The sequence below is a fragment of the Shewanella gelidii genome (assembly GCF_014647855.1).
GTDB classification, from domain to species: domain Bacteria; phylum Pseudomonadota; class Gammaproteobacteria; order Enterobacterales; family Shewanellaceae; genus Shewanella; species Shewanella gelidii.
In genome coordinates, this window is record NZ_BMPZ01000009.1 from 39,592 (window position 1) to 54,654 (window position 15,063).

The window sequence follows — 15,063 nt, forward strand, 5'->3', positions numbered from 1 at the left end:
CAGAAGAATCTAAATATAGGAATTATTGTAATGAAAACTGCTCATGAACTCCGTCCTGGTAACGTCATCATGTTAGATGGCACCCCATGGGTTGTACAAAAGACAGAAACGACTCGTTCTGGCCGTAATGCTGCAATTGTGAAAATGAAATTAAAGAATTTGTTGCAGGATTCGACGACAGAAACCACCTTTAAGGGTGATGACAAAATGGAAGACATCATTCTTGAACGTCTCGATTGTACTTATTCTTACTATGCTGACCCAATGTACGTATTTATGGATTCTGAATACAACCAATATGATGTTGAGTCTGAAAACCTAGGGGACGCATCTGCATTTATTGTTGATGGTATGGAAGAGATTTGCCAAGTGACTTTCTATGAGGGCAAAGCTATCTCAGTCGAACTTCCAACGTCAATTACTCGTGAAGTCACATATACCGAGCCAGCAGCTCGTGGTGATACCTCGGGTAAAGTGATGAAGCCTGCAACCATTGAAGGTGGCGCAACGATCACTGTTGCTGAGTTTGTCAAAACAGGCGATAAAATCGAAATCGATACACGCACCGGCGAATTCAAAAAGCGCGCATCTTAAACAATACGCCTTTCATTCGCATCAATCACAGCGAATAAAAAAAGCCAGAGCAATGCTCTGGCTTTTTAATGTCCCTCTGAAACAGCTTGCTTTGAATATCACCGACTAAACAATCAATAAGAATCCAACAAAGGCAACAAAAGCGGCAATGAGAGCATAAGGCAACTGGGTAACAGCATGGCTCATAAGATTGCAACCCGAACCTTGCGCAGCTAAAACGGTAGAATCTGAATAAAAACAAGCTTGACTACCAAAAGAAGAGGCCGACAGCAATGCTCCGATTACTATCGGCATATCGGCCCCAACAGATTGAGCAAGCGGCATCACAATAGGAATCGTGACCGCAAATATTCCCCAACTTGAGCCCGTAACAAAAGCAAGTATCGACATCGCGACAAAAACAACAGCGGGCAACATGGTTGCGGTCATGTACGGACTGAGCGACTCAATAACATACTGAGGTAGCAACAATTGATCACACACATCCTTAAAGATAAAGGCCGCAATAACAGTTCCAATTGCTGGCAGCATACTTTTAAAGCCATCAATCATTTGCTCCATCATATCGGCAAGCGACATAAGGCCTTGCAGACCATAAAAAGGCAAGGTAATGGCCAGGGTTGCTAATAAACCCTTCCAGACATCAATATCGAAATAAACAGTAAAACCAACTAATAATAAAATCGGCACCAAAAAGTTATGCAACTGACCTTTTTTGCTACCGGCCTCGAACTCCTCACCTATGGCTTTTACTGCGTATTCGTCAGAGGTTTGAACCACTTCGTCCATATCAATGGTTTCCCCTTGTATACCTTGCTGAGCAAGTCGTTGCGCTTTGCCCATCGGGCCAAACGCAGGCACGATACCTAAGACAACGAGTAAAACAAGAAACACAGCAAACCATGCATAAAGCATATAAGGAATTGCCTGAATATAAACGCTAATCCCCTCTCCAGCTGCGGCGATACCGTTATCAACAAGCAATCCACCAAAAAAGACCGCCCAAGTAGACAATGGGACTAAAACACATACTGGCGCAGCAGTTGAGTCCACGACATAAGCAAGCATCTCACGAGAAATCTTAAAGCGATCAGTCACTCGCTTCATGGTTTCTCCTACAGTTAACGCATTTAAATAATCGTCAATAAAAATGATGAGGCCTAAGAAGAAGGTCATGAATAAGCTTGATTTGGGGCCTTTGGCTAGCTTTAGCGCCTTTTCACCAAAAGCTAGAGCTCCACCTGTACGTACGAGTAAAGCAATCAATGAGCCAAAACTTCCACACACTAAAATCAACCAGCCAATGGTTTCATCAGCCATCACTTTGAGCGAAGTATCTGCCATTTGACTAAGCGTGGTTGTTGGGTCAATCAACAACAAGCCGACAATGGCTCCAATAATCAGTGACAATATTGGCCGACGTAGCCAAATAGCCAAAATTAACACCACCAATGGGGGGACCAAACTTAAAGATGTCGGTTCAGACATTCCAAAAAACCCTCAGTTCAATAGATTATCTATTGATAATGAAAATAAACAGAAATTTTATGTTGGAATCATTTATACCAACAAAGCCGCAAATAATGACTTTAATCACGGTCAGAAACTAGCTTCGCTCAAACATCAAGCCGTCTACAGGTCAAAATGAATACATTGCTCACAACATGTGGACTTGCAATATTTGACGTTGAAGTGACATAGAAATCAGCGCATTTATTTAATGATGCGGAAAATAATCCCAACCGCATAACGAGTCAATATATTTTTTCAAGTTTTACCTATATTTTTATCAAAAACGCTGTAAACACCCCACGGTAGGCGATTACAGCAACATAAGAACCGCTCCCTTTGAATTCACACTAAAAAATAAACGCTTATTCACTCACAATTTGGCACTGAATATACATGGAACCTTTACAAAACAAGGGACTTTTATGAGAATTCATTATGCAACATACGAATGACTCCAAAACACACAACAACAGCATTTTCCACCATAGAGCAATCCTTTTTAAGCACCATTTAGATGGATACACTAACCGAGCAACTTTTGGAGGTAAAATATTCTTATTTATGCTTTTAACTAAAACGAAATTTGGGTATTGTGTGGTTAAATATGCCGACACACTCACTTTTCGAGTTCTACCGCGACTTTTACCAAGATAGCTACCACTACGTCACTATTTAAGTTGCTTCGGCAAAGGTTTATCAGACTAGTAAGAAAGCGCGAAAGCAAAACTCTGCTAGAACATTTATGATTTACAGTACAAGAGAGTCTCAAGAGCTTAGCTTTCAGGCTAGCTCAGAAGACAAGCATGTACCATTTAGAGGTTTGAATGCGCCCAATTATTAAATCACATAAATTAGATAGCGTTTGTTACGACATTCGAGGTCCGGTTCATAAAGAAGCACGCCGCCTTGAAGATGAAGGGCATCGGATCCTCAAACTCAATATTGGTAACCCTGCTCCTTTTGGATTTGAAGCACCTGAAGAGATTGTCCGAGATGTCATTTTAAACCTGCCAAGTGCTCAAGGCTATTGTGAATCCAAAGGGCTATTTTCAGCTCGAAAAGCCATCGTCCAACACTATCAAGCCAAAGGGATCTTTGGTGTCGATATAGAAGATGTCTATATCGGTAATGGCGTATCCGAGCTCATCATGATGGCCATGCAAGGCCTACTTAATTCAGATGACGAAGTCTTAATTCCTTCACCTGACTATCCATTGTGGACGGCAGCCGTCAATTTAACTGGCGGCAAACCTGTGCATTACCGCTGCGATGAAGAATCAGATTGGTTTCCAGACCTAGAAGATATAAAACAAAAAATTACGCCTCGAACTCGGGGGATCGTGCTGATTAACCCAAATAATCCAACCGGAGCGGTATATTCTAAAGAATTGCTTCTCGATGTTGTAGAGTTATGTCGTCAACACGACTTAATTTTATTTGCAGATGAAATATACGACAAAGTTTTGTATGACGAAGCTGAGCATATTCCAGCGGCAAGCCTTTCCGACGATATTCTTACCGTGACATTCAACGGATTATCAAAAGCCTACCGCTCTGCCGGCTTTCGAGTGGGTTGGATGATGTTAACTGGTAACTTAAAAGCGGCCAAAAACTATATTGAAGGCTTGGATATGCTTGCCTCAATGCGTTTATGCTCTAATGTACCGAATCAACATGCAATTCAAACAGCGTTAGGCGGCTATCAGAGCATCAATGAGCTCATCGCACCGACTGGTCGCCTCGCGATTCAAAGAGACGTTTGCTACGAGCTGCTCAATGATATCCCTGGCGTGAGCTGTAAAAAGCCCAAAGGTGCTATGTATGCCTTCCCAAAACTCGACGTAAAAAAATTCAATATCAGAGACGATGAACGATTAGTACTTGACCTACTCAAAGAAAAAAAGATCCTGCTGGTTCAAGGTACGGCGTTCAATTGGCCAGAACCAGATCATATGCGAGTTGTCTTTTTGCCACACAAAGAAGATTTAGAAAAAGCCCTTATTGACTTCGGCGAGTTCCTAGAGACCTATCGACAGTAGACTATTAATCGATACAAATTAAAGCGGCATAGGCCGCTTTATTTTTTATATCCCATCCATTAACTATGCTAATGTGTTGTTATATTGAGTGAAAAGAGAGAGGAAGATGAGCCATCTATTTGCCCATTTAGCAAGAATGAAACTAATCCAACGTTGGCCGCTAATGTACAACGTTCGAACCGAGAACGTACAAGAACACTCTTTACAAGTCGCGATGGTCGCACATGCACTCGCGATAATTAGTAACAAAAAATACGATAGTGCTTTAGACCCTTATCGCGCGGCAACGATGGCGATTTACCACGATGCTAGCGAAATATTAACTGGGGATTTGCCCACGCCGGTGAAGTATTTCAATAAAGAAATTGAAGCGGAATATAAGAAAATTGAATCCATCGCTGAACAACGGTTACTCGAAATGGTGCCAGATGAATTTCAAGATGACTTTAGAGAACTCTTTGACTCAAGTGCGGCCGACCCAATATATAAAAAACTCGTAAAATCCGCAGATACCTTATGTGCTTATTTAAAGTGTCTAGAGGAACAAAGTGCTGGCAATAATGAGTTTAACACCGCGAAAAAAAGGTTAGAGAAAATGCTTGATGCAAACCCAGATCCTGCGGTTCGGTATTTTCGTCAATGCTTTATTCCAAGCTTTACGCTCAATCTTGATGATATCAACAAAATGTTATGACAGAGGTTAAGGAGAGCTTTCCAATGAGTGATGTGTGGACTGAGCGCCGTCATGGTGAAGATAAGAATCGCCGCAATGATCATCGTAGCCCCTTTCAAAGAGATCGAGCGCGCATTTTGCATTCTGCAGCATTTCGTCGCCTTCAAGCAAAAACACAAGTGCATAGCGTAGGCATGAACGACTTCTATCGCACTCGGCTGACTCACTCTCTAGAAGTCTCTCAAATAGGCACAGGTATCGCCGCGCAGCTGAAACTAAAGCATCCTGAGCATCACACATTATTAGACTCAACCAGCTTGCTCGAATCATTATGTCTTGCGCATGACATAGGCCACCCGCCCTTTGGTCACGGTGGTGAAGTCGCACTCAATTACATGATGCGCGACCATGGTGGATTTGAAGGAAATGGACAAACATTTAGAATTTTAGCGAGGCTTGAGCCCTATACACTAAACTATGGCATGAATTTATGTCGAAGAACCTTACTTGGAATTTTAAAATATCCAGCACTTTATAGCCATTTAAAGTCTCCGACACCTGCACTAGAGATCAGCAATTATCGACAATTACGACCTTCCCAGTGGCCAGCGGTAAAAGGTATATTTAATGATGATGCCGATATTTTGGACTGGGTACTCGACCCATTATCCAATCAAGATAAACAACACTTTATCGCTTGCCAAAAGTTAACAAAAAGCACCCACCTCCGGACGCTACATAAGTCTTTTGATTGCTCCATTATGGAACTTGCAGATGATATTGCATACGCGGTACATGATTTAGAAGACGCCATCGTAATGGGAATTGTCAGTCAATCCCAATGGCAACTCGACGTTGTAGATCAGCTGAAAACTAGTAAAGATGAATGGGTTCGACACGAGTTCACCCATATCTATAAAAAATTATTTAGCAGCCAACATCACTTAAGAAAAGATGCAATTGGCACACTGGTCAATGGCTTTGTTACCGCTATCGCGATAGTCGAGGATGAGCGTTTTGAAGAACCTTTACTACGATGTAATGCTAAACTTGAACCAGAATTTGCAATAGCTCTTGAAGTTCTGAAGCAATTCGTTTTGAAATACGTAGTGAGGAAGCCTGAAATTCAGATGTTAGAGTACAAAGGTCAACAAATCGTGATGGAGTTATTTGAAGCTTTTGCTTCTGATCCTGAGCGACTTTTACCAGCCAACACTCAAGAACGTTGGCGACAAAGTATAGAGTCCGGCAGTAATAGCCATCGCGTGATTGCCGATTATATCTCTGGCATGACAGATGAATTTGCATCCCGCTTACACCAACACCTCTTTAGCCCAAAATCAGGAAGTATGGTTGAGTTTGGCCGAGAATAATTCCACACCTAAAGTCATACCCAGTTAAAGTTTTAGACCATTTAATAAAAAGCCAACTCGTTGTAACGAGTTGGCTTCTTCTTGCATATGACTTTATTTAAACAGTTTGAGAATTTAAACGCTCAATGACCTTTCCGTAAATGATCAAAGACACAGCGGACACAGTCGCAATCGCTGCGAAGAAATACCATATGTAATGGGCATTCGATGCTGCTGCAGCCCAAGCCTCGTGGGTTTCAAATAAACGCGGATCAGGACAATAGGCGTTAAGTAAGTAACCAGACAAACCAAAGCCTAACAAGGAGCTAATAAACGAATGTAAATGAGAGAACCCCAAATACAAACCTTCTTCACCCTTTGGCGCTTGCAAAGAGAAATATTCAAGGAATCGCGGCGAGATAAAAGATTCAGCTAAACCTTGAAAAACAATACCTACAATCATCATAAATGCCACAGGATGAATTTCGATAAAGCCTAAGTCAACGTTGCCATCTAACATGTTCCCAGAGGCCATTGCTAATGCAGAGATTGGCATGATGAACATCCCAACGGTCATTGAAAACAGAGCGCTGCGATTACGCATCATCGACGTGACAACCCCAACGGTCAGCACCACAACAAATGGGTTGACGTTGGCATACCACGACGGCGAAGCTCCTTCACCGGCCATACGAAGTACATATTTTGGCATTGTGGCGTACAACTGATGTTGAACCATCCAAAAACCGGTAATAATTAATGTCAGTGCAATTAGGCGTCCGTTTGATAACACTTTAACCAATGCCTGAGACACCTCAGCAAAAGTACGCTTATGGGCATTTTCATCGGTCGTTTTAAAGAAGAGTAAAATACTGACAAACGCAATTCCCGTCATCGCTGCGGCAAAATAGTTCAAATTAATCAAACCTAAATCACCCATCGATTCCCGCAATGGCTTCACAATGGTTTTACCCGAAAACGCTCCGATATTGACCATCATGTAAAAGATTGAAAAACCTTTTGCTCGGGTCGCAGCCGTTGTCGACTTTGCTACTGTTGCAGTAATAACAGCTTTAATAAATGAACCACCAATCATAATCACAACCATAATCGGTGCGATAGCCCAGCGAATATCAGCTTCTAACAGACCCGTAAACTTAACGGTTCTGCCATATTCAACAAGGCCCTGTGCTTCCAGCATATTTGGAAATACAGCTAAACTTGCATAGCCCACAGTCAACAAGGCAAAAGCTAGCAGGAGTGAATTTCTAAAGCCGATCTTGTCTGCAATTGCGCCACTAAACGTGGGAAGGAAATAAAGGCCAGCTGAAAATGAGCCAGAAATCCAAGCCGCTTCAACGTCGCTAAAACCGAGAATTCGCGACAAATAAAGTGTAATGACGATGAATACACCATAATAAGCCGCTCTTTCTAGCAACTCTACACCGTTCGCTATCCAAAACGTCTTCGGGAAACCCTTCGACGCTTCTGGAGAAGTAGTTTGATTCATTATTAATTATCCAAAAATTCTTGTGATTGTGTGAGTCTGGAGGACGTATCTTGGCTTGCGCCAAAATCGAGTAAATACCAGCACAAACTCCACTCGATACCCGGCGAAGATTCTAACTCATTTGAGCACGAAACGAGAGCCCTCTTTTTCTGGTTTTCACATGTCTTCTTTAAGTTTCTAATAGGGTTTACCAAAACACATAGACTTAGATAGAGCCATACAATCAACCTTAACCCGTCATATGCTCACTTTTAAAAACCAGTCGCCGATGCGTTTATCAATAATCTAAATCCGCAAATATATTCATCAATAAGTGGACTCTATAGAATCAAGCGATAAAAAAGGCTATTGAAAGCAGAATAAAAAGCGATCATAAACAATAACTTGCATATTTTTATCCGTGTTTAAAAAAGACTATTAATATAAAAGATTTTCACTGCTTAACTGGGTATAACTGTAATGATTATAAAAACAGATCAAACCTAATGTTTTTGATCGAATGAATATATTAAGGAAGAAGAAAATAAACTTAATAATGAGACAATCATGGATGAAGTGAAATTTGATTCTATCAAGAGGAAGAAAAGTGAGGATATTGAACTGAAGAAACTAAAAATGAAATAAAGTGTTCTCTACATTCAATGATGGAAAACCAGCAGCGTTAATAATAACCCTCAAAGGCTAGAATCGACTATGCAGCAACCACTTGGCGATTAACTCTAAGTGGATGCAAACGATCGTGCATGACTTTAATCGTATCAAATTGCTTTAAGCATTTAGAATCCGTCAATTGACATTCCGAAGACAGCAGCATCACTTGTGTCGCCTGTAAGCCGACCTCAACAGCAACAACCAATGACTTATGGCCGTTAGCTTTAATATAAAAGACTTTGCCTACTTCGCTGTAAACGCAAGTGTCACTTGCGTCGAAAAACCAAGACTTTGGCATTTGCGGTTTAATCAAGAAATGCGCTGCCGTTGCATTGAGCGCGATTTGAACAATTGCACCATCGGTCACAGACAATGATGTAGATAGTTTATCCAATAAATCAATATAAAACTTGGCATGCTCAACACTAAACTCTAAAGAGTCACGTGCGTCAGGGATTAATAGCTTTGAAGTATAAGGGGTAAGAAATTCATAGTCAGAGCCCAACGAAACACTCAACACCTGATGGGTGAGACTGAAATTCCATTGCCAATCCTTTTGAGGCATTAATATCATGATGCTTTCCCAGAACCCGACTTATTAAAACCGTAGACTATATATTTAACATCCGATGATAGACTATTAATTATTCAATTACAAAATAAATATTAAATTTGTGAATTAAACATGGTTTATTAAATTAGATCATTGGCTCAAGAAGGGATCGTATATAAAGAAAAAAGGATCGCTTTTGCGATCCTTTTAGTATTTATTTTGTACGATATAGATCGACAATATCTTTTATTAGTTTCGGACCTTGATAAATAAAACCAGTATATATTTGAACCATTTCTGATCCAGCGTCAAATTTATCCATGGCGTTTTCGGCTGAATTGATCCCACCAACACCTATAATTGGAACTTGGCCATTTAAGCACGATGCTAAATGTTTTATCACTTTTGTCGACAAATCATTTAGAGGCTTGCCGCTTAAACCCCCAGTTTCATTAGAGTTTAGTAGTCCACTTACACCATCTCTATTGAGAGTCGTATTCGTCGCGATTGCGCCGTCAAAGTTATTTTTAACTAATGAAGTTGCGATTGACTCTATCTCTTCGTTCGTTAGATCCGGAGCGATCTTTAAAGCAATAGGGACATATTTTCCATGTTGATTTGCTAGGTCAGCTTGTTTTTCTTTTAAGCCACTCAGCAGATCATCTAATAGATCGCCATATTGCATGGCACGAAGGCCGGGCGTGTTTGGCGAAGAAATGTTAACCGCGATATAGTCACAATACATGTATACCTTTTCCATACAGATCAGGTAATCATCCTTGCCTTGCTCTACGGGTGTATCTCTATTTTTACCAATGTTAACACCAATCTTTGCATCGGACTTCACTGCTTTCAGATTCGCAACTAGGTTATCAACACCTTTGTTGTTAAAGCCCATGCGATTAATAATCGCTTTTGCAGGCTTTAATCGATATAACCTTGGCTTATCGTTACCTGGTTGTGGCCGTGGTGTCACAGTCCCAACTTCAATATGACCAAAACCCATCGCATAAAAAGCATCGATAGACTCGCCATCTTTATCCATACCTGCAGCTAATCCAACTGGATTAGGAAAGGTCACTCCCATACATGTTACTGGCGCCGGCTTAATGTTTTGCGCGTAAAAACAATTCAGTGGTGAATTGCCTGTGACTTTTAAACCACCGATTGCCAGATTATGTGCATGCTCTGGATCCATCTGAAACATGACTTTCTGAGCTAATTTATAGAACATGTATTCTCCTAGACCTAAAAAAAGCCCCGGCTATCGCCAGGGCTTCTGATTTTTATAATAGTTTACTTTGTACCTTCACAATGAAGGATCAGAAGATTCAGTTCACGTAGGGCGACAGAGAACTTAGCAAACTCATGACTTTGCGAAGTCTTAAAGTCGGCCAGCATGTGGAACCAACGTTCCAATAGTTGCTGATTGAGTTCAACCCATTGAGAAATAATACTCTCAGCATCACATGACGTTGTGCAGGTCCGAAGAACTGTTGATGTTAATGCGCGTTGTTGCCAATCTAGTTCTTCCCTAAAGGCCGCTCTTGCAAGCGCTTGCCAATGGTTTGAAACTGGCTGTGCACTAATTTGCTCAAGGAACCAATGTAACTCAACTCTTGCACCTAACTTAAAGTAGGTTTCTGCAACGAGAGCAACCGGCTTACTTTCTAATTGAGCAATTTGTGCAATATCAAGCGCCGAGAATAAGGTACTCATATTTGCAACTAAGTTGGAGACTTCTTGTGAGACTCCTTCCTTAACCAAAGCACTTATCTCTGCTCGAATCGCAATAACTTCTTCTTCAACTAAATACTTATCAACGCCGGCTTTGAGCTCATCAAACACACCTTTATAGAATAGAACCGTTTGGTCTATCGTGAGGCTACGGTTACGATGTCTTAAGAACCAACGACAAGCGCGACGCATAAAGCGGCGCAACTGATGTAGCATTTCGCCTTGAACGACTGCAGGTACAACGCCATTTAAATCAGTAATTGATTTTGTTAAATCGGCCAACCCAAAAACTTCGCGGGCCATAGTATAACAAATGGTAGCCTCTGCGACTGAGGCACCTGTCTCATCTTGCATACGTTGCACAAAATTCAAGCCCATATCATTGACAAGCTCATTTGCCAGTGACGTTGCAATAATTTCGCCTCGCAAAGGGTGCGCAGCCATTTGTTTACTATATTTTTGCTGCAGTTGTTTCGGGAAATACTCAATAAGCAATTGACTTAAAAATGGGTCTTCAGTTATTTCTGGTGTTTGTAACTGCTCTTTCAACACCATTTTCGCGTAAGCAACCAATACTGAGAGTTCTGGTCGAGTTAAACTGCGCCCATTCGCTAAACGCTCTGAAAACTCATCTTCAGTCGGTAAAAACTCAAGCGCTCGATCAAGCTTACCCTCTTTTTCTAAATAATGAATAAAGCGAATTTGTTCTTTCAGCTGCTCCGCACCGCGCACTTGCGTAACCGAAATCGTCCGCGTTTGATCATTACAATCTTGCAATACGATTTCCGCAACTTCATCGGTCATTTGTTCAAGTAGACGATTGCGCTGCTTCGTGGTCATCTCGCCATCGGCCACTAACGCATTAAGTAAAATCTTAATATTGACTTCATTGTCTGAACAATCAACACCGCCAACATTATCGACAAAATCGGTATTCATGCGGCCGCCTTGAGCGGTATATTCAATACGCCCCAATTGGGTACAACCGAGATTCCCACCTTCACCAATAATCTTTGCTTTCACTTCACAGCCATTGACACGCAATGCATCGTTGGCACGATCACCAACTTCACTATGCGATTCGCTAGAAGCTTTCACATAGGTGCCGATGCCACCATTCCAAATTAAGTCCACTTGCATTTGCAGCAATTCTTTCAGCAACTCATTTGGCGTCATGGTCGACTTTTGCGAACCAAGCATTTCCTGCATTTCAGGTGACAGTTGGATAGATTTGGCACTGCGCTTGAAAATGCCGCCCCCTTCAGAAATTAACTTCTCATTGTAGTCTTCCCAACTAGATCGCGGCAATTCAAATAAACGCAGGCGCTCTACATACGTCGTCGCAGCATCAGGATTGGGGTCAATGAAAATATGCATGTGGTTAAATGCCGCAACTAAACGCGTATGCTTCGACAGCAGCATGCCGTTACCAAATACATCCCCTGCCATATCGCCAATAGCTAAACAGGTAAAATCTGTCGACTGACAATCAATTCCCACTTCTCTAAAGTGACGTCGAACCGATTCCCATGCTCCTCTTGCAGTAATGCCCATTTTCTTATGGTCATAGCCATTACTACCGCCAGACGCAAACGCATCACCCAGCCAGAAGCCATATTCTTCTGCAATTTCGTTGGCAACATCTGAGAACGTTGCAGTCCCTTTGTCCGCTGCAACCACAAGATACGCATCGTCTTCATCATGACGAACCACATCAACTGGTGGAACAACCTCACCGTTAATAATATTGTCAGAGATATCTAGCAAACCACGAATGAACAGTTTGTAGCAGGATTGGCCTTCATTGAAGAACGCTTCTCGACCACCAGTCGTCGGCAACTGTTTACATACAAAGCCACCTTTAGCACCTACCGGAACAATCACCGTATTTTTAACTTGTTGTGCTTTAACTAGCCCCAAGACTTCTGTGCGGAAATCTTCTCGGCGATCGGACCAGCGCAAACCACCGCGGGCAACTTTGCCGCCACGTAGATGCACGCCTTCAACCCTTGGGCTATAAACAAAAATCTCAAATTTGGGTAATGGCTTTGGCATCTCGGGGATTAACTCCGGCGAGAATTTAAATGATACGTATTCTTTAGCCTGACCCAAAGCATCATCTTGATAGAAGTTAGTTCTTAAAGTTGCATTAATTAAATCAAGATAACGACGAATAATTCGATCATCATCTAGGCTAGACACTTCATCTAAGCGTAAATTAATTTGTTCGACAAACTTACTTAACGTTCGAGTTCTTAGCTTTGGATTAAACTTCCGAATAAACATCTTCACCAATAAATCTGCAATTTGCGGATACCGTGTAAAGGTTTCTTCGATATAAGCTTGGCTAAAAGTTGCATCAATTTGGCGCATATACTTCGCATACGCCCGAACAATAGACACTTCTCTTCCGCTCAAACCTGTTGCCAACACAATGCGGTTAAACCCATCATCTTCTAGATTTTTCGCCCACACATCAGCAAGCGCTGTTTGGAAACGGTCTTGACTATCAGCTAGGTTTTCAGTTGATGCATGTTGCACCGTCATTAAGAAATCTAAGATCCAGTAGGTATGTCCATCGTTCGTTACGATTTCATAAGGACGCTCATTAATCACCCGAAGCCCAAAATTTTCGAGCATAGGCAAGACATCTGAAAGGTGGATAGGCTCATCTTTATGGAATAGCTTTAGACGCACTTTGTTATCATTCAGCGCAGTTTCTTGAGGCTGATAGAACAGCATTCCAAGTTTGTGACTATCATCTAATCGCTGCAACTCTCGCACATCAACAACTGCAGAGCTTGGCAGCGCATCATCTTTATAACTTTGTGGAAATGCGTGGACAAAACGCTTTGAAAGACTCGTGCCCTTCTCTTCTCCAAGGGAAGAGTTAAGCGCTGTATTGAGTTTATCTTCCCACGAACGGGCCGCTTCAATTAGGTTGTTTTCAATCGCCGCCACATCCACATCCATATTATTGTTGTCTACTTTGACAATATAGTGAGTTCTCGCCAAAGTGGACTCAGAGAAATAAGTTGTAAACTCCACATCTTCTTTGCAGTTAAAATGCTGCGCTAAAATTCGCTGAGTATCTTGTCGAAGCTTGGTGTTGTATCTATCTTTTGAGACATAAACGAGACACGAAAGAAATCGCCCAAAGCCATCTTTGCGAACAAACAGCTTTAATTTGTCTCTATCTTGCATATCCAAAACGCCATGAGCAATATCACATAAATCTTCAACATTGGCTTGGATCAGCTCATCACGAGGTAAGTTTTCTAAGATATTTAGCAGTGCTTTATAATCATGAGAGCGAGGAGTTAGCCCACTCCGGTCTAGGATCCTTTGCACTTTATCCGACAGCAATGGGATTTCACGAGGACTGCGATTGTATAAGTTTGATGCGTAAAGACCGATGAATCTGTCTTCTCCAATCACATTTCCTTTTTCATCAAAGCGTTTGACGCCGACATAATCAACATACGCTGGTCGATGAACTCGGCTCTTTGTCCCGCTTTTAGTCAGGATCAATAAACTATCGTCTAACGCTTCTTTGCGGGCGGATTCAGAGAGGCTAGAAATCAAAACACTTTTCGGTGCACTTTGACCATCACCCTTTTTCATCAGACCTAAACTGGTATCCATCACTGGCACCAATTCAAGGTCTCCTTTGACCTTCTTCAAGTCATAACGGCGATAACCAAGTAGCGTGAAATGATGGTTATTTAGATAGGTAAGAAAGTTTGTTGATTCGTCTAACTCGCGCTTGTCTCCAGGATAGGGACGCTCAGATAGCTCTTTAATAGTGCTCGACAATTGATCAGATATCTGCTGCCAATCGTTAACTGACGCAGCAACATCAGCAAGAACAGACTTAACTTGCTGTGCTAACGCTTTTATATCTTCATCGTTCGATTGGCGATCAATCTCAATAAAGAAAACAGCAACTTTTTCACTATCTGGATTACTGTCTTTGACATAGCTTACACGCGAAATATCTTTCCCTGAGCGTTCAATTGCCATGGGGGTATGCAGCATCACGTGAGTTGTAATCCCTAAACGTTTCAATGCCATACCGACCGAATCAACTAAAAATGGCATATCCTTTTGAATAATTTCAATAATAGTATGCGTCGATTGCCAGCCATGCTTGGATTGGTTTGGGTTAAATACTCGTATATGAGGATTCGTCACACTGACTTTATTTAGCGCATTCCACAAGCTCAATGCTGAGCCATATAAATCGCTATCATTCCTTGCATTTAAGTCATCTTTGGAGAGGTGTGCATATAAACAAGAGGTAAACTGCTCAACTTGGTTAGCTTGTGAGCCAGAAACCTTGGTATGAATTAGTTTAATTACGTTTTCTAGTAAAACAGAAGGCATTGCATCTTTTAAGGCCATGTTGCTGTTTCCTTAAGCGTCTATGGCAGCGCTTTTTC

General features: G+C 41.6%; 9 protein-coding genes. 4 read left to right on the plus strand and 5 right to left on the minus strand.

Annotated features, from left to right (window positions below):
* Nucleotides 1–30 precede the first annotated feature (30 nt).
* The gene (gene efp, locus IEY18_RS14070) at nt 31–594 is read left to right on the plus strand and encodes an elongation factor P (RefSeq protein WP_188921919.1); all 564 of its coding nucleotides are present in this window, start codon (nt 31–33) and stop codon (nt 592–594) included.
* Nucleotides 595–699: 105 nt separating this feature from the next.
* Here the strand turns inward: efp and IEY18_RS14075 are convergent, their stop codons facing one another.
* The gene (locus tag IEY18_RS14075; RefSeq protein ID WP_188921921.1) at nt 700–2,082 is read right to left on the minus strand and encodes a Na+/H+ antiporter NhaC family protein; all 1,383 of its coding nucleotides are present in this window, start codon (nt 2,080–2,082) and stop codon (nt 700–702) included.
* 848 nt (nt 2,083–2,930) lie between these two features.
* Here IEY18_RS14075 and IEY18_RS14080 point away from each other — a divergent pair.
* From IEY18_RS14080 to IEY18_RS14090, 3 genes are all read left to right on the plus strand, one after another.
* Nucleotides 2,931–4,145, plus strand: coding sequence for a pyridoxal phosphate-dependent aminotransferase (locus tag IEY18_RS14080; protein WP_188921923.1), 1,215 nt, complete (start codon nt 2,931–2,933; stop codon nt 4,143–4,145).
* A 106-nt stretch (nt 4,146–4,251) separates the two neighbouring features.
* Nucleotides 4,252–4,839 carry a 5'-deoxynucleotidase gene (gene yfbR / locus IEY18_RS14085; RefSeq protein WP_188921925.1) on the plus strand — a complete coding sequence of 196 codons (588 nt, stop codon included), beginning with the start codon at nt 4,252–4,254 and terminating at the stop codon, nt 4,837–4,839.
* Nucleotides 4,840–4,862: 23 nt separating this feature from the next.
* A complete protein-coding gene (locus IEY18_RS14090; protein ID WP_188921927.1) occupies nt 4,863–6,191 on the plus strand; it encodes an anti-phage deoxyguanosine triphosphatase in 1,329 nt (442 codons plus the stop codon).
* Between the two features lie 97 nt (nt 6,192–6,288).
* Here IEY18_RS14090 and IEY18_RS14095 read toward each other — a convergent pair whose 3' ends face one another.
* The 4 genes from IEY18_RS14095 to IEY18_RS14110 form a co-directional block, all read right to left on the minus strand.
* Nucleotides 6,289–7,680 carry an MFS transporter gene (locus IEY18_RS14095; protein ID WP_188921929.1) on the minus strand — a complete coding sequence of 464 codons (1,392 nt, stop codon included), beginning with the start codon at nt 7,678–7,680 and terminating at the stop codon, nt 6,289–6,291.
* Between the two features lie 691 nt (nt 7,681–8,371).
* Nucleotides 8,372–8,905 (minus strand): cell division protein ZapC, encoded by a 534-nt coding sequence (locus IEY18_RS14100; RefSeq protein ID WP_188921931.1) that lies wholly within the window; start codon nt 8,903–8,905, stop codon nt 8,372–8,374.
* 193 nt (nt 8,906–9,098) lie between these two features.
* A complete protein-coding gene (gene pyrD / locus IEY18_RS14105) occupies nt 9,099–10,118 on the minus strand; it encodes a quinone-dependent dihydroorotate dehydrogenase (RefSeq protein WP_188921933.1) in 1,020 nt (339 codons plus the stop codon).
* 62 nt (nt 10,119–10,180) lie between these two features.
* A complete protein-coding gene (locus IEY18_RS14110; RefSeq protein ID WP_188921935.1) occupies nt 10,181–15,025 on the minus strand; it encodes an NAD-glutamate dehydrogenase in 4,845 nt (1,614 codons plus the stop codon).
* Between the last annotated feature and the right edge of the window lie 38 nt (nt 15,026–15,063).